Origin of the sequence: Zongyangia acetica (assembly GCF_038739695.1) — a bacterium.
Taxonomy (GTDB): domain Bacteria; phylum Bacillota; class Clostridia; order Oscillospirales; family Ruminococcaceae; genus Zongyangia; species Zongyangia gallinarum.
Genome location: NZ_JBBEWN010000001.1, coordinates 150,976 through 172,036, shown reverse-complemented (window position 1 = coordinate 172,036; position 21,061 = coordinate 150,976). Strand labels below are relative to the sequence as shown.

General features: G+C 49.0%; 18 protein-coding genes and 1 pseudogene. 15 read left to right on the top strand and 4 right to left on the bottom strand.

Annotated features, from left to right (window positions below):
• Positions 1-426: 426 nt before the first annotated feature.
• From WGC32_RS00845 to WGC32_RS00830, 4 genes and pseudogenes are all read left to right on the top strand, one after another.
• On the top strand, positions 427-1,059 hold the full coding sequence (locus tag WGC32_RS00845; RefSeq protein WP_342680357.1) for a hypothetical protein: 633 nt from the start codon (positions 427-429) through the stop codon (positions 1,057-1,059).
• A gap of 101 nt (positions 1,060-1,160) precedes the next feature.
• Positions 1,161-2,459, top strand: coding sequence for a type IV secretory system conjugative DNA transfer family protein (locus tag WGC32_RS00840; RefSeq protein WP_342680356.1), 1,299 nt, complete (start codon positions 1,161-1,163; stop codon positions 2,457-2,459).
• Between the two features lie 17 nt (positions 2,460-2,476).
• Positions 2,477-3,364 carry a M48 family metalloprotease gene (locus WGC32_RS00835; RefSeq protein WP_342680355.1) on the top strand — a complete coding sequence of 296 codons (888 nt, stop codon included), beginning with the start codon at positions 2,477-2,479 and terminating at the stop codon, positions 3,362-3,364.
• A gap of 292 nt (positions 3,365-3,656) precedes the next feature.
• Positions 3,657-4,628 (top strand): annotated as a pseudogene (locus tag WGC32_RS00830) (nucleoside recognition domain-containing protein); the annotation flags it as partial.
• 170 nt (positions 4,629-4,798) lie between these two features.
• Here WGC32_RS00830 and WGC32_RS00825 read toward each other — a convergent pair.
• The 3 genes from WGC32_RS00825 to deoC all read right to left on the bottom strand — a co-directional run bounded on the left by WGC32_RS00825 (position 4,799) and on the right by deoC (position 8,484).
• Complete coding sequence (locus WGC32_RS00825) at positions 4,799-5,455, bottom strand: Ltp family lipoprotein (RefSeq protein WP_342680354.1); 657 nt, start codon at positions 5,453-5,455, stop codon at positions 4,799-4,801.
• A gap of 794 nt (positions 5,456-6,249) precedes the next feature.
• Entirely contained in the window at positions 6,250-7,770 is a 1,521-nt protein-coding gene (xylB, locus tag WGC32_RS00820) for a xylulokinase (protein ID WP_342680353.1), read from the bottom strand.
• Positions 7,771-7,791: 21 nt separating this feature from the next.
• Complete coding sequence (gene deoC, locus WGC32_RS00815) at positions 7,792-8,484, bottom strand: deoxyribose-phosphate aldolase (RefSeq protein ID WP_342680352.1); 693 nt, start codon at positions 8,482-8,484, stop codon at positions 7,792-7,794.
• 341 nt (positions 8,485-8,825) lie between these two features.
• On the opposite strand from deoC, the gene WGC32_RS00810 reads away from it, so the two are divergent.
• The 11 genes from WGC32_RS00810 to WGC32_RS00760 all read left to right on the top strand — a co-directional run bounded on the left by WGC32_RS00810 (position 8,826) and on the right by WGC32_RS00760 (position 20,770).
• Positions 8,826-9,584 carry a GntR family transcriptional regulator gene (locus WGC32_RS00810; protein ID WP_342680351.1) on the top strand — a complete coding sequence of 253 codons (759 nt, stop codon included), beginning with the start codon at positions 8,826-8,828 and terminating at the stop codon, positions 9,582-9,584.
• A gap of 344 nt (positions 9,585-9,928) precedes the next feature.
• The gene (locus WGC32_RS00805) at positions 9,929-11,137 is read left to right on the top strand and encodes a hypothetical protein (RefSeq protein ID WP_191482148.1); all 1,209 of its coding nucleotides are present in this window, start codon (positions 9,929-9,931) and stop codon (positions 11,135-11,137) included.
• 34 nt (positions 11,138-11,171) lie between these two features.
• Positions 11,172-12,035, top strand: coding sequence for a sugar phosphate isomerase/epimerase family protein (locus tag WGC32_RS00800; protein WP_342680350.1), 864 nt, complete (start codon positions 11,172-11,174; stop codon positions 12,033-12,035).
• A gap of 162 nt (positions 12,036-12,197) precedes the next feature.
• A complete protein-coding gene (gene cls, locus WGC32_RS00795) occupies positions 12,198-13,733 on the top strand; it encodes a cardiolipin synthase (RefSeq protein WP_342680490.1) in 1,536 nt (511 codons plus the stop codon).
• Between the two features lie 227 nt (positions 13,734-13,960).
• A complete protein-coding gene (locus WGC32_RS00790) occupies positions 13,961-16,261 on the top strand; it encodes an ATP-dependent helicase (RefSeq protein ID WP_462933608.1) in 2,301 nt (766 codons plus the stop codon).
• A 34-nt stretch (positions 16,262-16,295) separates the two neighbouring features.
• Positions 16,296-17,072 (top strand): FAD-dependent thymidylate synthase, encoded by a 777-nt coding sequence (gene thyX, locus WGC32_RS00785; RefSeq protein WP_342680348.1) that lies wholly within the window; start codon positions 16,296-16,298, stop codon positions 17,070-17,072.
• Between the two features lie 12 nt (positions 17,073-17,084).
• Complete coding sequence (locus WGC32_RS00780; protein WP_342680347.1) at positions 17,085-17,762, top strand: dTMP kinase; 678 nt, start codon at positions 17,085-17,087, stop codon at positions 17,760-17,762.
• Positions 17,756-18,646, top strand: coding sequence for a phosphatidylglycerol lysyltransferase domain-containing protein (locus WGC32_RS00775; protein ID WP_191509820.1), 891 nt, complete (start codon positions 17,756-17,758; stop codon positions 18,644-18,646). Before WGC32_RS00780 ends, WGC32_RS00775 begins: the two co-directional genes overlap by 7 nt.
• An 18-nt stretch (positions 18,647-18,664) precedes the next feature.
• A complete protein-coding gene (locus WGC32_RS00770; protein ID WP_342680346.1) occupies positions 18,665-19,582 on the top strand; it encodes a GNAT family N-acetyltransferase in 918 nt (305 codons plus the stop codon).
• Between the two features lie 22 nt (positions 19,583-19,604).
• Positions 19,605-20,144 carry a DJ-1 family glyoxalase III gene (locus WGC32_RS00765; protein ID WP_191482154.1) on the top strand — a complete coding sequence of 180 codons (540 nt, stop codon included), beginning with the start codon at positions 19,605-19,607 and terminating at the stop codon, positions 20,142-20,144.
• Entirely contained in the window at positions 20,135-20,770 is a 636-nt protein-coding gene (locus WGC32_RS00760; protein WP_342680345.1) for a 5-formyltetrahydrofolate cyclo-ligase, read from the top strand. Before WGC32_RS00765 ends, WGC32_RS00760 begins: the two co-directional genes overlap by 10 nt.
• A gap of 111 nt (positions 20,771-20,881) precedes the next feature.
• Here the strand turns inward: WGC32_RS00760 and WGC32_RS00755 are convergent, their stop codons facing one another.
• Positions 20,882-21,010, bottom strand: a complete 129-nt coding sequence (locus WGC32_RS00755; protein WP_342680344.1) for a hypothetical protein — start codon at positions 21,008-21,010, stop codon at positions 20,882-20,884.
• Positions 21,011-21,061 lie beyond the last annotated feature (51 nt).

Genomic DNA, 21,061 nt, shown 5'->3' with positions numbered 1-21,061 from the left:
CACGCACATCATGGGAAGACATTTTTTCTTTTTATGTGTATATGCACTAGCAGATTTTATACGTATAAAGTGCCAAAGTAAAAACATAGAACAAACATAATAAAAATTAATCGATAATGAATGAAAAATAAAGAGAATAGGATATAGTTTGAAAGACAGGTTATATAAAAGCGGTTTGCATGTTGTTTTTTCTGACGGGATTGTAAAAAGCCAATCAACAAACAAACGATTTAAAGTAGAAAAAGAAAAGAAATCGTTTGTTTTAAGTCTTACGACCACAAAACAACAGCAATATAGATATTTGTACTATGGACAAGTAATATGATAAAACCGTTTTTACATAAAAGCTCCAAAACAGTCATATATTTCCCAAAAGATGCATATTCTGTTTTTAGAAAATACAATAAAGGGTTATAACGGTGTCACATGGCTGGGATAAGAGTTGTATCAAGGGATTATACGATTTTAAAAGAGGTTGAACGCTGGAGGATTATCACTGGAAAACAGATAGGTAAGATTGCAGGGTTCTCCAGTCAGAGAGCTTGCGACAAAAGATTAGCCAAGCTTCAAAAGATAGACCTACTGGAACGAGAAAAAATTTTGTATGGACTTCCGGGATTTTATCACCTTACCCCCAAAGGAAAAGCTTTATTAGGAATCAGAAACCGAAAGGAATCTATTCGCATCGATCAGATTCATCATGATATGACCGTTTTGGATACTGCAATTTTCTTTCATTATAGGTATGACATCCCCTACGAAAATATGGTATCAGAAAAAGAGCTACATAAAAAGGATGGATTTGGAAATAGAAGGCACTGTCCTGATTTTATCTTTACCAAGGACGAAAGGAATTATTGTGTTGAAATTGAATTGTCTTTAAAATCTAAAGCAAGATTTGAGAAAAACGTTGTAGATAACTTCAAAAATTACGAAAGACAATTTTGGATTATTCCAGATTTGCATTCAAAGATTTATCAATTTCTTAAAGAGATGAATTCCAAGTACCCTAATATAAAAGTGTTGGAAAGGACGGAGATACAAATAGATGAATATTGAAACAGTATTAAATGGAGTTGAAAACTTTAAAGAATTAATTTTTGTTTTCATTTTATCAGTTGTAGGCCTTATTATCCGGTAATGAGGTACGAAAGAGTCGAATGATAAAGAAATATTTTAATTTTTGGAAGACGCTAAAAAAGGCAAATAACGCCCATAATCTTTCAGATTCTCCAAAAACAGAAGATGGGACGCTGATAGGCTACAACCATCAACGTAAAATTTTTATTCCGGATACCTGTAAACATTGTTTTGTCTGTGGTACGACAGGAAGCGGAAAGACGGTGGCGCTTTCCAATTTTATTGTACATGCCGCAGAAAATGAATATCCCATGCTCATTATTGATGGAAAAGGAGATATAGGAAAAAATTCCATTCTTGAGATCACCCAACGCATTTGTAAGGGACAAAAATTATATGTCATTTCGCTATCTGATCCAATCCATTCAGATAAATATAATCCTTTTAAAAATGCCAGTCCAACAGCCTGTAAAGATATGCTTATTAACATGACAGAATGGTCAGAACCTCATTATAAGTTTAATACAGAAAGATATCTGCAAAAGCTGATAGTTCTCTTGCAGCAAAATGAAATACCGCTTTCCTTTCAAAGCATTATTCAATCTATGCCAGTAGAAAGATTTAATATCTTAAGCAGTAATCTTTTAAAGAATGACATTATCAGTAAGGAGGAACATATTACAAATTTAGAAATCTCTGATACATGCGGAAAGATTGCCCAAGGAGCTGCGGCTAGATTTAGTACAATTGCGGAAAGTGAATTAGGTAGCATTTTCGAAGAAGATGGAATCGATATTTACACCGCTATTCAGGAAAAAGCAGTTATTTTATTTATTTTAAATCCGCTTATCTATCCCGAATTATCGCCATTATTTGGGAAATTACTTCTTATAGACGCTAAGCAAGCTATCAGCAAATGTTTTACGCATAGGCCACAAAGAGCCTTTTATATTTTTGACGAGATTAATACTTATGCCTCCCCTACCCTAATTGATCTTATTAATAAGTCAAGAAGTGCAAATATTACTGCAATTCTGGCAACCCAAAGCCTTTCAGACTTAGACTATGCCGTAAACGAATCGTTTAAAGAACAAATTATCGAAAATACAAACAATTATCTTATTTTGCGTCAGAATAGCGCAATTAATTCTGAAAATTGGGCAAATATACTGGGAACAAGGACTACAATGGATGTAACCTATCAATTGCAGCAAAACAGTAACTTTTCTACTTCTGACACAGGTTTAGGAAGTGCAAGAAGGGTCAGAGAATTTTTATATCATCCAGATGAAATCAAAGGGTTAAAGACAGGAAAGGGTATTTTTATGTCAAAGGACAATAATCTACATTGTTTGCTTGACATTCATAAACCGTTTTAAAGAAGGTGAATATAACAGTGAAAAAGACGGGTGGTTTCCTAAGGTCAAACTGGGCATATTTGATATGGTTCGCTTTATATTTTAGTTTCACTGTAATCATACTGGAATTGTTTGTAAATGATTTAAAAATTACATTGCTTTATTCTTGTTTGCTTTATATAGCGTCTGTCGGGATAGCCTTGTCTCCAATGGGCGAATCAATAGCCAGAATTTTAGAAAATGCTAGGCCGCTGCGGACACAAAATGAAATGAATTACCTTTATCCAATTTTTCAGGAAGTATATCAAGAAGCGCTGAAATGCACCCCTACATTAAATAAGGATATACAACTGTACATGTCAGATAGCATGATTATTAATGCGTATGCTCTTGGCAGGAAAACGGTTATATTAACTGCTGGGGCAATTGAAGTTTTTAGCGCAGAGGAACTAAAGGGAATTTTGTCCCATGAATTAGGACACCACGCTAATGGAGATACAAAGGCTCTATTGATAAAAGTAGTAGGAAACGCGATTTTCACAATTGCCGTTTTTGTATTACAGATTTTGCTAGCATTTATTAACAGCATAACTTTTTCTGTTGCCGGCAAAAACATTGTGCTGCTGGTGGTGGCTTTTATCGTTTATATCTTTAAAATGTTGATAGACGTATTTGTTTTTCTATTCCTTTCCTTAGGCGAGATCATTATTGCTTTTAATAGCCGGTATAGTGAGCTTTTAGCTGACAAATATGCCTACCATACTGGGTATGGACAGGAATTGATTAACGCCCTTTATATCTTAAGTAAAATTAGTTTGCCGTCAAAAATGAGTTTGACAGATAAATTAAAATCTAGCCATCCACATATAACGGCACGGATTTCCCAATTGGTACAGTTTTATCATAATGGTTTGGTTCATTTATGACATATGAAGGCTATTTTCACTTAATCGAGTACATGTAACACAATACCGGCGTGACAGTGTTTTCTGTCACGCCGGTATTGTGTTACATAAGATAAAAAGCTGAAAATAGCAAAACTGAAAAATGTTTATATTTTAACTTATTACAACAAAATTTTCATTGAATATTGAAAAATATTAAAATAAATTGTATAATTTGGATAAAGATAAAGGGTTTTGTTTTTCTCTTTTTCACATTGTAGTTTTATGTTCTGCGATGATGGAAATATATGGAAGGTTTTTCCTAAATCTGGTTATGGCAATCTTTTTTCCCCTGTTTACTCTGCTAGAGGATTCCGGCTATCTGCCGCGGGTGGCTTTTAATCTGGACCAATACTTTAAAAAAGCCGCCGCCTGTGGAAAGCAGGCGTTGACGATATGCATGGGATTTGGATGTAATGCGGCGGGAATTGTGGGATGCCGGATCATCGATTCGCCCAGGGAGCGGCTTATTGCCACCATTACCAACAATTTTGTTCCCTGTAATGGCCGTTTTCCTACCCTTATTGCCATTATCACCATGTTTTTTGCGGGGAGTTTTGGAGGTGCCTTCCAGTCGATATTTTCTACCCTGATGCTCACAGCAGTTATCCTACTGGGAATCATGATGACTCTATTTATCTCTAAGCTGCTGTCTAAGACTATTTTAAAAGGGGTGCCATCCTCTTTCACTCTAGAGTTGCCACCCTACCGTCGCCCCCAGATTGGCAAAGTTATCGTCCGGTCCATTTTTGACAGAACCTTATTTGTATTGGGCCGTGCGGCTGCTGTAGCAGCTCCGGCAGGGCTGATCATCTGGTTGATGGCAAATATTGTGGTGGGGGATATGAGTCTCCTTGCACATTGTGCCGGATTCTTGGACCCCTTTGCCCGACTGCTGGGGTTGGATGGAGTTATTTTGATGGCGTTCATTCTGGGCTTCCCTGCCAATGAGATCGTGGTGCCCATTATCATCATGGCCTATATGTCTACAGGGCAGATCACGGAATATGAGAGCTTGAGCCAACTGCATACATTGCTGGTAGACCATGGCTGGACATGGGTAACAGCCGTATCCACCATGCTTTTTTCATTGATGCATTGGCCCTGCTCCACTACCTGCATGACCATCCGCAAGGAGACCCAGAGTGCCAAATGGACGGCAATATCCATGCTGATCCCCACCGGAGCAGGAATGATCGCCTGTTTTCTCTTTACCAGTATCGTGCGACTGCTGGGACTGGCATAAACAAAAAGGGATGAGGCGAATGCCCCATCCCTTAAAGATATTCTGTTGTGTAAAACAAAATGGCATGAGGACAGAGCCTCGAATGATTGGCAATACACAGCTACTAACCCTCCGCTTTACCAATTGCTGCCTTATGTTGGTAGCCTAGCGCGAGGATATGACCTTATAGATTAATAGCCGTTTTGGCTAGCACCATAAGCCGCCTGTTCTGAAGTAAATCCCTCATATTCCAGCTGACCGATCAATTCTTCCCGAGAGAATGACATGATCTCAAGATAAGAGGCGGCGGATTTTGCAGCCTGTTCATTCCAATCTGCACCGCAGTTATCAGCTCCGTATGTAGCTTGTTCAGTGGTGAATTTCTCATATTCCAACTGTTCAATGAGACCAGCATAGGAAAAAGCACTGACCTCCAGATAGTTCTGCGCTGACAGCAATGCTTGCTCATTCCAGTCAGCTCCACAGTTGTCTGCGCCGTAGGTTGCTTCTTCGGTGGTATATCCCTCATACTCTAATTGACCAATCAATCCCTCGTAGGAAAAAGCCATAAAACGAAGATAGTTCTCGGCCTGCTCCAGTGCATTCGCCTCTCCTGTTGTTGCGTCATTAGCAGGAGGGTTAACGGCGGACTCGGTCTCAGGAGCTGGAGAGGTGGTCGGTGCCGTGGTTGAGACGCTTTGAGAGCTTGAAGAAGACTGCGATGCTATGCTAGAAGAATCGCCATTTGTTTTTTGGCCGTTATTGCCGATGGTTCCGCCGATGATAGCGAGAATGACAACTGCAATGATGGCCCAAAACCACCATTTTTTGTAAATCGGGGTTTTCATAGAAATCCTCCTCCTACCGACATGGCGAGAGAAATAATGAAATGAATAGTAGAATATTGATGAATTTTGTCGGAAATTTAAATATAATATATTTCGATAGGAGAGCGAATCGCCCCCTATCCTTGAAGCCACCTTGGTGTTGCGGCATCAGATGGCTTCTTCATTTGTAGCACAAAATTATATTAATGGGAAGATTAATTTTCAAATTTTGTAGAAAAAGCCAAAAGTATAGTGCTCTTCTTGACAATTTGACGAGAATTTATAGTTGATTGATGCGCAATTTTATGTAATAAACTATGGAGAACATCCTCTCAGATAGCGAAATGTCATGTGAATTTTGGTAAAACCTCTGGGACTGCGAAAAACCGATTTGCACTTTGCTTCCGTCAAAATCACAAGGTGGGGAAAATAAAAAAATGTACAAAAGAAAAAGCGTACCCAAAAGGATACGCTGTGTCAGAAAGCGGTAAGTGCAATGGCAATGACTGCCAAACCGATGGCAACAACCGCCAGCATTTGAAGTACAAAGCCGAGACAACCACCGCGATAATGGCGATGTGGCGGCAGTGGTGGCGGATGATGTCCTCGAAACCCCATGAGAGGAGGTGGGCGATGACCACGCAGCCTCATAGGCGGTGGGCGATGCCCTCTCGGGTCTCCTGGAGAGAAACCGGTTCTTGAGGCATTATATAACCACTCTTTTCGTGGCTTTTTAGCCAGTAAGAAAATCCCCGCCAATCTTGTTTCAGAAGGCGGGGACTTTCTTTGTCTTTTGGGTGAAATAAAGCCTCTAGCTAAAAGGCGGCCAGTTTTTCATAGACGCCGGTCAAGCCTTCATAGCACTGGTCAAATATGGGCTTGAGTGAATCATATACTTTGGAATTTTCCTCAATGGGATGCTGGACAGATTCGATGGTTAGGAATTTGTCGATGACATCGAAGTTATCGAAGGCACCTACTCCTACGCCGCCGGTGATGGCGGCGCCCATGGAGGTAGCCTCCTCCAGCACGTTAGGCTTTTGAATGTCACAGCGGTACATGTCGGCGAAAATTTGCCGCCAGGCCCGGCTTTTGGCACCGCCGCCGATGAGGGTCATCTCGTCGATGCGGACCCCCTTCTTTTTAAAGCAGTCCATGACGACCCCCAGGTTCAGGGCGACGCCCTCCTGAACGGCTCGGACGATATCGTCCTTGGTGTGCTCCATGGTCAGCCCCACAAAGGCGCCACGGGCGTGAGGATTCCAGCGGGGGCTGCGCTCGCCGATGAGATAGGGCAGGAAGAGGAGCCCTTTGGCGCCTACAGGGGAACGGTTGGTCTCCTGCTCTAAGATGTCGTAGGGGGATACCTGCTGCTGCTCCGCCAATACGCCCTCATACTGGCAGAGGGTGTTTTTCAGCCAGCTCATAGAGCCGCCGCCGCACTGCATGGTACCGGTGGGGAGGACATAGCCCGGGACAATATGGGCCCAGGTAAAGGTGCGCATTTCCTCGTCGTAGACAGGCTCCTTTGTGGTGATGGAAATCCAGGAGGAGGTGCCCATACAGCTGTGAGCAATACCCTCCTTGACACAGCCGGTGCCCACAGCGGCGCAGACCCCATCCCCGCCGCCGCAGACCACCGGAGTTCCTTCCAGAAGGCCGCACTCCTGAGCCGCCTGATGGGTGACGGTGCCGGCAATGTCGGTAGAGGCGAGCAGCTGAGGGAGCTTTTCCTTATCCAAGCCCATGACATCGATGAGTTGGTCGGACCAGACCCGCCGGCCCAGATCCATCAGACAGGTGGAGGAGGCGTCGGTGTATTCGGTGACAAACTCCCCGGTAAGCTTGAGAAGGATATAGTCCTTGGCATTGAGCATCTTATAGGTTTTCCGATAGAGATCCGGCTCATTATTTTTGACCCACATCAGCTTCTGCCCGCCGTAGGAGGGACTGATCCGGTGGCCGGTAATGCGGTAGAAATCCTGATCGCTGATTCCCGCCCGGATCTGTTCCATCTCTTTGGTGGAGCGCATGTCCGCCCAGATGAGGGATTCCCGCAGGGGATTGCCTCTGTCATCTACGCACAGGCATCCCATCATTTGTCCGCTGAAGGAAACAGCGGCGATTTCTTTGACATCAATGGATGAGACAAGATTTTTGGTGGTGACGCAGACCGCCTTCCACCAGTCGTCGGGATTTTGTTCCACCCAGTTGGCATGGCTGACATGGGTGTCATAGGAATAGATCTGGCTTCCCACCAGCTTCCCCTCGGTGGTATAAAGGGTGGCCTTGTTGCCGGAGGTGCCCAGATCATGGGCTAATAGGTACTGGGGCATATGACGACTCTCCTCTCGGGATTACTTTTCCAGGGACGCTTTGTAGGCTTCGGTAATGGCTACGGAACTGGAGCTTCCGATGCGCTCGGCGCCAGCCTCCACCAGGGCCAGGCAGGTTTCCAGATCCCGGATGCCGCCAGCGGCCTTGACCTTGACCAGATCCCCTACGGTTTCCTTCATCAGCCGGACGTCCTCCACAGTGGCGCCGCCGGTACCAAAGCCGGTAGAGGTCTTGATGAAATCAGGTTGTACCTCTTTGGCGATGAGGGCCGCGGTTTTGATCTCTTCTTTGGTAAGATAGCAGTTTTCAAAGATCACCTTGGAGATGACATTGTGTTTGCGGCACAAAGAAACGATGGCCTGCATCTCCTCTTTGATGTAGTCGGTGTTGCCCATCTTCAGTTGGCCGATGTTGAGGACATAATCGATCTCATCGGCGCCGTTGTGGATGGCATCCTCAGTTTCAGCCAGTTTCACCGGAATGGTGGTCTGGCCCAGGGGAAAGCTGATGGCAGCGCCTACATGGACATCGGTGCCTTTAAGATACTCTTTGCACAGTTTGGTTTGGCAGGAGTTGATGGCCACCATCCGAAAACCGTAATCAGCCGCTTCCTTGCACAGCTTTTCAAAATCGCTGTCCACGGCAAAGGCCTTCAGATTGGTGTGGTCGAATAGCTTGGCAAACTGTGCTACAGTCAATTTTTCTTGGTTCATGATTTTACTCCGTTCTGCCGCTGTCTGCGGCTATGAATTTCTCTCGCCAATCCCCCAAAGCTGGACAGAAAGGAAGAAATGTGATAATGTAATTACATTATAGAACCCAGTGAGGCCATTGTCAAGGGGAGAAAGGGAAAAATATCCCTATCCTATGAAAAAATGTAGATTTTTATAGAAGGTTACCGTTTAATTTTTAAGAGCTTTCAAAGGCAAGTTGGTAGAAACTACTGTGTTTTGTGAGTGTTTATAGAGAGAGACACGCAAAATTGTGGAAAAAATTCATTGCGCTGGGCGAGAATATGTGCTAACATAATTTCATATATAAAGGAGGGATGGCTGTGCTGGAAAATGGTATGGAAGAATTTAAATTAGATCGGAACACGCCAGTGCCGCTTTACTACCAGCTTAAGCAATATCTGATTGGACAGATTCGCAGTGGAAAGCTCAAGGTAGGAGATATGCTCCCCACCGAATTCGAACTGTGTGAGAAATTCGGGGTGAGCCGCCCCACGGTACGCCAGGCCATGAGCGAGATGGTGGCGGAGGGCTACCTCTATCGCCACAAGGGCAAAGGCACCTTTGTTTCCAAGCCCAAGCTGGAAGGAAGGTTCTTCCAAAAGCTGCAAAGCTATAATGTGGAGATGACCCAGAAGGGGCTGGAGCCTGCCACCGAGGTCCTCAACCTCAAGACGGTGACGGCCAATGACGAAGTCTGTGTCAATCTAGGGCTGCCGGAAGATTCCCTCTGTATCCTACTGGAGCGGCTGCGCTTTGCTGACGGAGAGCCTATGGTCTATTTGGAGACCTTTATGCCCTATGAGCGCTTTAAAAGTCTCTTACAGGTGGATTTTTCCACCCTCAATCTCTACCAGGAGCTGGAGGAGCGCTTTCATATCAAGATTTACCGGGCCCACCGGGTGCTGGAGGCGCTGGCAGCCAATGAGATGGAGGCAAAGCTTTTGCAGATTCAGCCGGGGGAACCGGTGTGCTTTGTCACTACAGTGGCTTACACCAAGACGGAAGAAGCGGTGGAATATTCCCGGGCCAGATACCGGGGAGACCGAAATAAATTCAGCATCGATCTTTATACAGAATAGAAAAAGCGCGGGCATTTGCCTGCGCTTTTTTGCGTAGTTGGCACCAAAGATTCCGGGACAAAATTATGCAAATGCACGGGAATTGTCATCTTGTCTTCTGAAAGTCACTGGTTGTCTGCTGGATTCTATGGAAAATAGATGTAGAGACAACTTGTTTTTTGTGGAAAATTCATGTGAGAGTCTGATGAATATTCTGATTGGATCCATTGGAGTTTTGTTGACATCGACGGAAGGGTTTGCTAAAATGGAAATAAATTATGGAGATTGCCAGTTTCGGCACGCAGAGCGCAAAGGAACTGCCGAATGCTCTTTTATCAAATTTTGATATTCAGAGGAGGTTTACCATGGACAAAGCGGCAAGAATCAGGAAAGCGTTTGCGGACGGGGAAGGCGTCATCAGGATGGTGCCCAACTTCGTTCCGAGAAGTTTTAACCAGCCGGGCAGAAGGCTCAAGCTCCACCCGGATGATTACTATGCAAAGGGTATGGATCGGGGAGCGATCACCGAGCGGTGGTTTTCTTCCGTTTGCCCAGCGGCCAATGGCCCTCTGGCTCCAGAGGACGAAGGACTCAGCTATGTATCCCTGTCTGAGGACAAGGAGGACAAGATCCTCTTTAAGGATTTCATCGCGGAGCTAAAAGAGGAGATCATTGGTAAGGCTCTCTATGATGAATATGGAACCTTCCCTATGTACGCGAAATTCTTTGACAACAACGGGCCCTTGTTCCACCATATCCATCCGGCGGAGGAGACCGTCCGCGCGGTGGGCAACCACCAGAAGCCGGAGGCTTATTATTTCTCGCCCCAGATGAATAACCACATGGGCACCGCTCCCTATACATATTTTGGCTTTGACCCCGAGGTAACCAAGGAGGAGGTCAAAGAGCGCCTGCTTCAGTTCAGAACCAGGGACAACAAGATTACCGAGCTCTCCCGTGCTTACCGGGTCCAGCTGGGTACCGGCTGGTATACACCGCCTGGTGTCATCCATGCGCCGGCCTCTGTCTGCACCTATGAGCCCCAGTGGAACGCCGACTGCAACGTGGTCATGGAAAACGTCACCGCTGGAGAGGTCAACAAATACGATTCCCTCTGTCAGCAGTGCCCGGAGGATAAGAAAGAGGACATTGACTACATCATGAATTTCCTGGATTGGGAGAAGAATGTGGACCCGGATTACCGCAAGCATTATTTCCGCGCCCCCATCACCATCCACGAGGATGATGTCTATGTCGACAAATGGGTTTGCTATGCCAACCCCTATGTGGCGGCCAAGGAACTGACCATCCTGCCCGGCCAGTCGGCATTGATCCAGGACGACGCCTGCTATGGATGCATCCTGGTTCAGGGCCACGGCAAATTCGGAAAGTATGACTGTGAGGCGCCGACCATGATCCGCTACGGAGATCTGACCTCTGATGAATTCTTTGTCAGCGAGGCCGCGGCCAAGAAGGGTGTGCTCATTGTCAATGAGAGCAAGTTTGACCCCCTGGTCATCCTCAAGCATTTTGGCCCCAACAATTCCGGCCCCAAAGAGGTTCCCGAGAAATAATTTGACGATTTTCACTTTGTGAGGAGGAAAACAAATGGCGTACTTTAAATTCGGCGTAGATTCCTTTATCTGGACCGAGGTATTCTCTACCAAGGACCTGTGGATTATCCAAAAGGCCAAGGATCTGGGCTTTGAGGTCATCGACTTTGCCATCGCCCATCCTGAGACCTTCCCGTTAGAAGAAGTAAAGAAAGAACTGGACCGCGTCGGCATTGAATGTGTTACCACCACCACTTTGGATGACGCGAGAAACCCCATTTCCCCCGATCCGGCCATCCGGGCGGCGGCGGTCAAGTCCATGAAGCTGCTGGTGGATATCAACTATGCCCTGGGTTCCAAGGTGCTGGGCGGTGTCAACTACGCCTCTTGGGGCTATCTGACCAAGAAGCCCAGAACCCAGCAGGAGTGGGATTGGTCTGTGGAGTGCATGAGAGAAGTAGGGGAATACGCCAAATCCAAGGGCGATCTGAACATCTGTGTTGAGTGCGTCAACCGTTTTGAGACCCATTTCCTCAACATTGCCGAGGACGCGGTGAAATACTGCAAAGATGTAGGCACCGGCAACATCAAGGTACATCTGGACTGCTTCCATATGATCCGTGAGGAGACCAGCTTCCGGGATGCTGTTCTGACCTGCGGCAAAGAATATCTGGGCTATGTCCACGTCTGTGAGTCCAACCGGGGCATTCCGGGCACCGGACTTGTTCCCTTCAAGGAGTTCTTTGAGGCGGTCAAAGAGGTGGGCTATGACGGCCCGCTGGTCATCGAGTCCTTTGATCCCAGCTTTGAGGAGCTCAACGGCAACTGCGCCATCTGGAGAAAGCTGGCGGAGTCCGGCGAGCAGCTGGCTGTGGAAGGCTTGGCCAACCTGAAAAAAATCGCGGCCACTGTGGAATAGAAAAATTACATGGAAAAAACAACCGTCGGAAGATTCCGGCGGTTGTTTGTTTTTTGAAGAAATTCTGTTATAATGAAAAATAGATCCCTTTCGTAGAGTGGAGAAAAAGAATAAAGGTAGGGTGAAATTGTGTCACATGACGAGAAAAAGAGCATGAGCCTCATCAAAAGGCTGTTTAAGCTGATCTTCAGCCGGATGGTCTTGGTGGGCCTTTTGCTGGTGCTCCAGGTCGCGGTCCTGGTGGGCGGGATTGCCTTCCTCAGCAGTTATTTTTTCTATGTTTACGCGTTTTTCTGGCTGTTGAGCCTGGGTGTTGTCATATGGCTGCTCAGTCAGAAGGACAACCCCTCCTTTAAGTTAGCATGGACCATCCTTATCCTGTTGCTGCCTGTTTTTGGCGGGCTTTTCTATATTATCTGCGGCGTGAACCGTCCCACCCGGAAGTTTGCCCGGCAGATGAACGATATCTGCAAGCAGACCAATCCCCTCATGGTCCAGGAGCCGGAGATTCTGGAAGAGTTGGAAGCCCAGGACAAAGAGATTGCCCTTCAGTCCCACTACATTGCAGATTACGCTTCCTACCCGGTGTATAAAAACACCGAGACAGAATACCTTTCCCCGGGAGAGGTAAAGTTCGAGCGGTTGAAGGAAGAACTCCAAAAGGCGAAACACTATATCTTTTTGGAATACTTTATTATTGAAGAAGGCATCATGTGGAACAGTGTTTTGGACATTCTGCGAGAGAAGGCGGCCCAGGGGCTGGACGTCCGGGTGATGTATGACGACATCGGCAGTATCCAGACACTGCCCTATAAATATGACGAGAAGCTCAGAAAGATGGGGATCAAGGCCAAGGTATTCAACCCCTTTACCCCCTCTCTTTCCATTAAAATGAATAACCGGGATCACCGGAAGATTGTGGTCATCGACGGCCACACCGGCTTCACCGGGGGCATCAATCTGGCGGATGAATACATCAACGCCTATCCAAAGCACGGACATTGGAAGGACGCCTCCATCATGATCCGGGGGGAAGCGGTGTGGAACCTGACAGTCATGTTCCTTCAGGCCTGGAATTTCCAGCAACGGGAAGACCAGGATTTTGAGGGTTTTAAGCCGAGAATCCATTGGGACGATGAGTTCCCTGACGACGGCTATGTCCAGCCCTATGGGGATAGCCCCATGGATGGGGAGACGGTGGGCGAGTCGGTGTATATGAACATCATCAACCATGCCAGGGACTATGTGTACATCAACACCCCCTATCTCATTGTGGACAATGAACTGAACACCTGTCTGTCCCTGGCGGCCAAAAACGGTATTGATGTACGGATTGTAACCCCTCACATCCCAGACAAATGGTATGTGCATTTGCTGACGCGGGCCTACTATAAACAGCTGATCCGGGCGGGGGTCAAAATTTATGAATACACCCCAGGCTTTATCCATTCAAAGACCTTTGTCAGCGACGACGTACTGGCGACGGTGGGCACCATCAACCTGGATTTCCGCAGCCTGTATATGCATTTTGAATGCGGCGTGTGGATGTACAAATGCCAGGCGGTAATGCAGGTTAAGAAGGATTACCTCGAAACCCTGGAGGTGTGCCAGCCGATTACCCTGGAGGACTGCAATCGGATCAATCTGGCCCAGCGCTTTATCCGGGGCCTGTTGCGGCTGTTCGCGCCGCTGATGTAAGAGCTGGGTATCTGCGTCATAATCTCAACGAGAAAAAAGGAGCGGTAGGTCTACCGCTCCCTTTTTTACGGGTTTGTGAATTTTGCGGCAACACTTCAGAAATTGCAGGTTTTATGTTATAATACAACAGATATGTCGATTGGGAAAAGAAAGGAACTTTTTTTGTGAGCCAATTGGAAAAAGACAACCAACTAAAAAAACAAGCGCTGGAACGGGTTTTTTCCCGGATGAATGAACGGCAGAAAAAAGCGGTATTCCGCATTGATGGGCCTGTCCTCATCCTGGCGGGAGCGGGCAGCGGTAAGACCACCGTCCTTGTCAACCGCATCGCCAACATGGTCCGGTTTGGGGATGCTTACAGCGCGCCCAATTTTGAGGAATACAGCCCGGAACAGCGGGCTTTTTTACAGGGCTTCATTGACGGGAAGGAGTCCGATCTGGATGCCCTTTCGGCCATTCTGGCCCATCGGCCGGTGCGCCCTTGGAATATTCTGGCCATCACCTTCACCAACAAGGCGGCGGGGGAGTTAAAATCCCGGCTCGCCTCTATGCTGGGGGAGGACGCCCAGGATATCGGGGCGGGCACCTTCCACAGCGCCTGTGTACGGATCCTTCGGCGGGAGATTGACCGGCTGGGATATAAGAGCAGCTTCACCATCTATGACACCGACGATTCCCTTCGTGTCATCAAGGATTGCCTGAAGGATTTAAATATCAGCGATAAGAACTTTGCCCCCAAGGGGATTTTGGGGCAGATCAGCCGGAGCAAGGATACCATGACCACACCGGCGGAGTTTACAAAGCAGGCGGGAAGCGATTACCGGCTGGCCACCATCGCCAAGGTCTATGAGCTGTATCAGAAGCGGCTGAAAGACGCCAACGCGGTGGACTTTGACGACATTATCTGTTTGACTGTCCAGCTCTTTGAAGAGAATGAGGATGTTTTGGAATACTACCAAAACCGGTATAAATACATCCTGGTGGATGAATATCAGGACACCAACCACGCCCAGTACAGATTGGTCAGCCTCCTGGCCCAGAAGCGGCAGAACATCTGCGTGGTAGGCGACGACGACCAGAGTATCTATAAGTTCAGAGGCGCGGATATTGAGAACATCCTCAGCTTTGAAAATCAGTTTCCGGGAGCGCTGGTCATCCGGCTGGAACAAAACTACCGCAGCACCCAGAACATCCTGGATGCGGCCAATGAGGTTATCCAGAACAACACCGCCCGCAAGGGGAAAAACCTGTGGACCGACAGCGGCGCCGGCGATAAAATTTGCGTCCGGCGGCTTTACAGCGAGGCGGAGGAGGCCCAGTTTGTAGCGGATACCATCCTTTCTGACGTCGCAAACGGCCAGAGGTATTCCGACCATGCCGTGTTATATCGAATGAACGCGCAGTCCAACAGCGTGGAAAAGACCTTGGTCAAGTCCGCCATCCCTTACCGCATCATCGGCGGCCTCCGCTTCTACGAGCGCAAGGAGGTCAAGGATATGGTGGCCTATCTCAGCGTCATCAACAATCCAGCCGACACGGTGCGCTTAAACCGCATCATCAACGAGCCCAAGCGGGGCATCGGCGCGGCCACTGTGGCGGCGGCTCAGCAGATCGCCCTGCAAACGGGAAACAGCCTTTTTGATATCTTTGCCACGGCGGATGAATATGCCGCCCTCTCCCGGAAAGCGGCGGGGCTGCGGTCTTTTGCCGCCATGATCCAGGAGCTTTCCGAAACGGCCCTGTCTGGGGAACTGTGCGACCTCTTTGACGAGGTCATGGAACAGACCGGTTACCGGCTTATGCTTACCGCCCAGGGGGATGAGGGAAGAACCCGGCTGGAAAACGTGGAGGAGCTTCGCTCCAACATTGTCAGATACTGTGAAGAAAATGAGGAGCCTACCCTCTCCGGCTTTTTGGAGGAGATTTCCCTCTATACCGATATCGACAACTTTGACCCCGACGAGGACAGCGTGGTGCTCATGACCATGCACTCGGCCAAGGGCCTGGAGTTTCGCAACGTCTTTCTCATCGGCATGGAGGAGGGCATCTTCCCGGGAATGCAGTCGATCTACAACCCGGCAGAGGTGGAGGAGGAGCGCAGGCTGGCCTATGTGGGGATTACCCGGGCCAAGGAGCACCTGTATATAACAAGCGCCTCTCAGCGGATGATTTTTGGCTCCACTGCCCGCAACCGCCCCTCCCGCTTTATCGGGGAGATCCCCAAAAATCTCTGTGATTTTGAGGACAAGACCATCATCACCAGGCCTGTCCAGGAGACAAAGCCCTTCAGAAAACCCGGCATCCAGGACGGGGTGCGCAGCTCCATCGGCATCGGCGGGGCGGGGAAGCCCATGCAGAAGGGCCAGACCGGATTTGGGCCCGGGGACGGGGTGCGCCACAAGGTTTTTGGCGACGGCATCGTCCTGTCAGCGGTACCTATGGGCAACGACCGGTTGTTAGAGATCGCCTTTGACAAGGTGGGTACCAAGAAAATTATGGAAAATTTTGCTCGTTTGGAAAAAATATAGCGGCTTCTGCCGCCTATCCCAAGGAGGGGATCTAATGGCTTATGTAACACTGCTGGCATACACTCCGATGCCGGAAAAGATTGTGGCCTCGGCGGCCAAGCTCTGCTATGCCGCCAGTTCCATCGAGACGGTGATGGATCACCTGGATGAAAAAAAGACCTCTGATTTTGTGCAGATGCTTGCAGAGCTGGGCCATGAAAGCCCGATCGAGCACGCATCCTTCACCTTTGGCATTCAAAATGTATCCCGGGCTCTATTGGCACAGATTACACGGCACCGGATTGCATCTTTTTCGGTACAGAGCCAAAGATATGTAAAGGAAAATCACTTTGAGTTTGTCACCCCGCCGGAAATCGCGGCCGATCCGGAGGCGGCGCGGATTTTTAAGGATTCTATGGACCGCGCCCTGGAAGATTACCTGCGTCTTGCCGATATCCTGCAGCGGCGCCACGCAAAGGAGCTGATGGAGCAGGGCATCGACGAAAAAACCGCGCAGGCACGGGCGGAGAAGATGGCCATTGAGGATGCGCGGTTTGTGCTCCCCAACGCCTGTGACACCAAGATGATCGTCACCATGAACGCCCGGAGCCTGCAAAACTTTTTCCGCCACCGCTGCTGCAACCGGGCCCAATGGGAGATTCGGGAGGTAGCGCAGCAGATGCTGGCCCTGTGCAAGGAGGTAGCGCCCACCCTCTTTGGGAAAGCGGGCCCTTCCTGTGTAGCCGGCCCCTGTCCCGAGGGGAAAATGTCCTGCGGAAAGATGGCCCAGATGCGGGAAAAATACCTGGGAAAGACGACGGAACAAGGCTGAGGAGGCAGAGAGTTGGGAAGCTTAATCGTTATTGACGGCCTGGACGGCAGCGGAAAGGCAACCCAGACCTCCCTTTTGTATGAGGAGCTGTGGGGAAAAGGCAGAGATGTCAAAAAGATCTCCTTCCCCAATTATGATGATCCCTCCTCGGCCCTCATCAAAATGTATCTGGGCGGGGAGCTTGCGGAAAACGCCGACGGGGTCAACGCCTTCGCGGCCTCCAGCTTTTATGCGGTGGACCGCTATGCCAGCTTTAAGCGCTTTTGGGAAAATGATTACCGCAGGGAGGGGAGCATCATCCTGGCCGACCGGTATGTCAGCTCCAACGCCATCCATCAGATGGCCAAGCTGCCTCGGGATCAGTGGGATAGCTTTCTCGCCTGGCTGGATGATTACGAATTTGAAAAGCTGGGGCTGCCCCGGCCCGACCTGGTGCTCTACCTGGATATGGATCCCGATACCTCCAAAAGGCTGCTGGCCCGGCGGTATGACGGGGACGAAAACAAAAAAGACATTCACGAGAAGGATTTTTCCTACCTGCTGCGGTGCCGGGAAAGCGCCATGTATGCGGCAGAAAGGCAGGGCTGGAAGATGATCTCCTGCTGCGATGGGGGAGAGCCACTGCCGGTGCAGGTGATCCACGAAAAATTGATGCAGACATTGCGGAAGGAACTGAAAACTTTATGGTAGATTTCAAGGATATAGAACTCAAGGATAAAGCTTGGATTGATCCGCTTTTAAAGATGTCGGATTTCAAAGGTTCGGAATATGTGTTCAGCAACAACTACAACTGGAAGGACATCTATCACATCCAGGTGGCCCAGGTGGGCGGATATTATTGTGTCCGCTCCGGCATTGAGGAGAGAAGCTATCTCTATCCCTCCGGAAGCGGGGATATTGCCCCTGTCATCGAGGCGCTGATACAGGACGCCAAGGAGCGGGAATGCCCTTTTCAGATGCATGGCATTGTCAAGGAAAATGTAGCGCTGCTGGAAACCCTCTTTCCGGGTCGGTTCGCCTTTGAGGAATACCGGGACGGGTTTGACTATATTTACAATACAGTGGATCTTGCCACCCTTTCGGGGAAAAAATACCACGGCAAGCGCAACCACATCACCAAATTTAAGCAAAATCATCCCGACTGGGTTTATGAACCCATCACCGCCGAAAACATCGAGGAATGTCGGGCTATGAATAAAATCTGGTGCGAAAAGCAGGGGAACTGCAATGATCCCAGCCTGAAACAGGAGCTTTGCGCTGTCAAAAAAGCCTTGGATCATTTCTTCGACGAGGGACTAAAGGGAGGCCTTATCCGCACCAAGGAGGAAGGAATAGTCGCCTATTCCATCGGCGCGCCTCTTTCCAGCGATACCTTCATTGTCCATATTGAGAAGGCTTTCGCGGAGGTGCAGGGAGCCTATCCCATCATCAACCAGGAATTTGTACGTCACAACTGTATGGACTATAAGTATGTCAACCGGGAGGACGACGTGGGAGACGAGGGCTTGCGAAAGGCCAAGCTCTCCTATAAACCGGCCATCCTTCTGGAAAAATACACCGCGACCCTCAAATAAAGAAAGGGGGAACCCTTGATGATCCAGTTTGCGGAGAAAAGTATGGTGCCGGCCCTCAAAGAGATTTGGCGCCGGTGCTTTGGCGATGAAGAAGGGTATATCTCCCTTTACTTTGACCGCCGTTTCCGTCCGGAGGAGACCTTGGTCTATCTCAACCATGGCCTTCCGGTGGGAATGCTGGCTATGCTGCCCTGCGAAATTGTCACGGATAGGGGCACCGTTGCCTCCCGGTATGTCTATGGGGTGGCCACCCTGCCGGAGTATCAGGGCCGGGGATATTCCAGCGCCCTGCTGGAGTATGCCCATCGCTGGATGAGAAAGCATGAGATATTGGTATCGGTGCTGGTGCCGGCGGAAGAGAGCCTCTTCCAGTTCTACCGCAAGCGGGGATATCTCCCCACCTTCTCGGTGCGGCAGGTGCGGCTCTCCCGAGAGGAGATTCTTCATCTGGCGCAGCAGGGACCGGCGCTGCAAAAGCCATTGACCTTGGAAGAGGTGACGGCCAAGGAGTTTTACGCCCTGCGGGAGGAGTTTTTCGGCTATCAGGGGCTGTTTGTCCGGTGGGATGAGCAGGCGCTTTCTTATGTGATGGAGGAAAACCAGTTCCAAGAGGGAAAAATATTAAGATTTTCTACAGACTATGGACATGGTTATGTGGTATGTTATAAAATAAAAAATAAGATTGCCGTCAAGGAATGCGGCGCTAGGGATGAGACGATGGTCTGCCGCGCCCTGCTCAGCGCCTTTGACGAGGATTTGTTTGAACTGCGGCTGGCCGCTGACAGCCCTCTTTTTATGGGCTTGGGGGAAAAGCGGGAGTTCGCCGCGGCGGTATATCTGGGAGAGGTACAGGATCGGGGACTGCTGTCCCTGTCAGAGCGGCTGACCGGCCGGGAGCTTCTGGATGCTCCCTATTGCAACTTGGTGTTGGACTAGATAACCGATGGGAGGGACTTTTGTGATCTATGTATTTTTGGCAAATGGTTTTGAGGAGACGGAGGCAATTGCCCCCATTGACATTCTGCGCCGGGCGGAGCTGGATGTGAAAATCGTAGGGGTGGAAAGCGACGTCATCGTCGGCTCCCACGGTATTGCGGTGGGCTGCGATGCTACCGTGACCGATATAGACGGAAAAGATCTTGAGATGATCGTGCTCCCCGGCGGCATGCCGGGTACCCTGAATCTGGAAAAATCCCCGGGGGTACAAAGCTGCATTGACTACGCGGTAGAGCATAATCTGTATATTGGCGCCATCTGCGCGGCGCCGTCCATTCTGGGCCACAAGGGCCTGCTGGCGGGTAAGGAAGCTATCTGCTTCCCCGGCTATGAGCAGGAGTTGACTGGGGCCAGAATAAGCGAAAAAAGCGTATGTGTCGACGGAAAGATCATCACAGCCAAAGGCGCTGGCGTGGCCGTCGACTTTGGCCTTGCCCTGGTCGCCTGTCTGAAAGGGGAAGAGCGGGCCAAGATCCTGGGAGAGTCTCTCCAATGCAGGTAAAGGGCGACATCCGCCAGTATAAGCGCCAGCTGCGGGATAGTGTCAAGCAGAAGCGCCGGGACATGGATCCCCAGCTGAAAAAGGAAAAGGACCAGAAGATCAAGGAACGGGTCCAGGCCCTTTATCAATATAAACAGGCCAAGCAGATTTTCTGTTATGTATCCACCCCCATTGAGGTGGACACCAAAGCCCTGATCCAGGAGGCTCTTCGTCACGGCAAGCGGGTGGCTGTGCCCAGATGCACCGACCCGGAGCACAGTGTCATGGAATTTTTCTATATCTCCTCCCTGGATGATCTTGCCCCCGGCACCTTCGGGGTGCTGGAACCAGACCCAGAGCGGGCTGTGAAGGTCACCGATTTTTCCAGAGCGCTGAGCATTGTGCCCGGCCTTTGCTTTGATTATAACGGCTATCGCCTGGGATATGGCAAGGGCTATTACGACCGATTTTTATCCGCCCATCCGGGCCCTCGGGTGGGAATTGTATACAGTGAATTTGTCAAATACCGGCTTTATCACGGCCGCTATGACGTCTCTATGGATTTAATTGTCACCGACCGGTATCTCCGTGCCACGGCAAAGAGGGGTAAACCTTCCCAGCCGGGGAATAATAAGATGAAATCATAAAAATCCCGGCAAGGCAAAAGCCCTTGTATGGCAATACAAGGGCTTTTGGTCGGGATACGGTGATGTTCGCTTATGTTTTTTTCGGGGCCGGACGCCCCCATCAGTGGATGACTAGCAGCCGCAGTTATTACCGCAACCGCAATCGTTGCCGCTGAAGGTGCTGCCGCCGCAACCGCCACAGCAGCAGAGCAGGATGATGATCAAAAGAATGATCCATGTACAACCGTTGTTTCCACACATAATGTTGTCACCTCTTTGTGTTGATTTGCTTTATACTATGTAAAAAAACAA

Bases quoted from the DNA above. Each gene is read 5' to 3' on its own strand.
- WGC32_RS00845 (WP_342680357.1), top strand. From the start codon at position 427: ATGGCTGGGATAAGAGTTGTATCAAGGGATTATACGATTTTAAAAGAG.
- WGC32_RS00840 (WP_342680356.1), top strand. From the start codon at position 1,161: ATGATAAAGAAATATTTTAATTTTTGGAAGACGCTAAAAAAGGCAAAT.
- WGC32_RS00825 (WP_342680354.1), bottom strand. From the start codon at position 5,455: ATGAAAACCCCGATTTACAAAAAATGGTGGTTTTGGGCCATCATTGCA.
- xylB (WP_342680353.1), bottom strand. From the start codon at position 7,770: ATGCCCCAGTACCTATTAGCCCATGATCTGGGCACCTCCGGCAACAAG.
- deoC (WP_342680352.1), bottom strand. From the start codon at position 8,484: ATGAACCAAGAAAAATTGACTGTAGCACAGTTTGCCAAGCTATTCGAC.
- WGC32_RS00805 (WP_191482148.1), top strand. From the start codon at position 9,929: ATGGACAAAGCGGCAAGAATCAGGAAAGCGTTTGCGGACGGGGAAGGC.
- WGC32_RS00800 (WP_342680350.1), top strand. From the start codon at position 11,172: ATGGCGTACTTTAAATTCGGCGTAGATTCCTTTATCTGGACCGAGGTA.
- WGC32_RS00790 (WP_462933608.1), top strand. From the start codon at position 13,961: ATGAATGAACGGCAGAAAAAAGCGGTATTCCGCATTGATGGGCCTGTC.
- thyX (WP_342680348.1), top strand. From the start codon at position 16,296: ATGGCTTATGTAACACTGCTGGCATACACTCCGATGCCGGAAAAGATT.
- WGC32_RS00775 (WP_191509820.1), top strand. From the start codon at position 17,756: ATGGTAGATTTCAAGGATATAGAACTCAAGGATAAAGCTTGGATTGAT.
- WGC32_RS00770 (WP_342680346.1), top strand. From the start codon at position 18,665: ATGATCCAGTTTGCGGAGAAAAGTATGGTGCCGGCCCTCAAAGAGATT.
- WGC32_RS00760 (WP_342680345.1), top strand. From the start codon at position 20,135: ATGCAGGTAAAGGGCGACATCCGCCAGTATAAGCGCCAGCTGCGGGAT.
- WGC32_RS00755 (WP_342680344.1), bottom strand. From the start codon at position 21,010: ATGTGTGGAAACAACGGTTGTACATGGATCATTCTTTTGATCATCATC.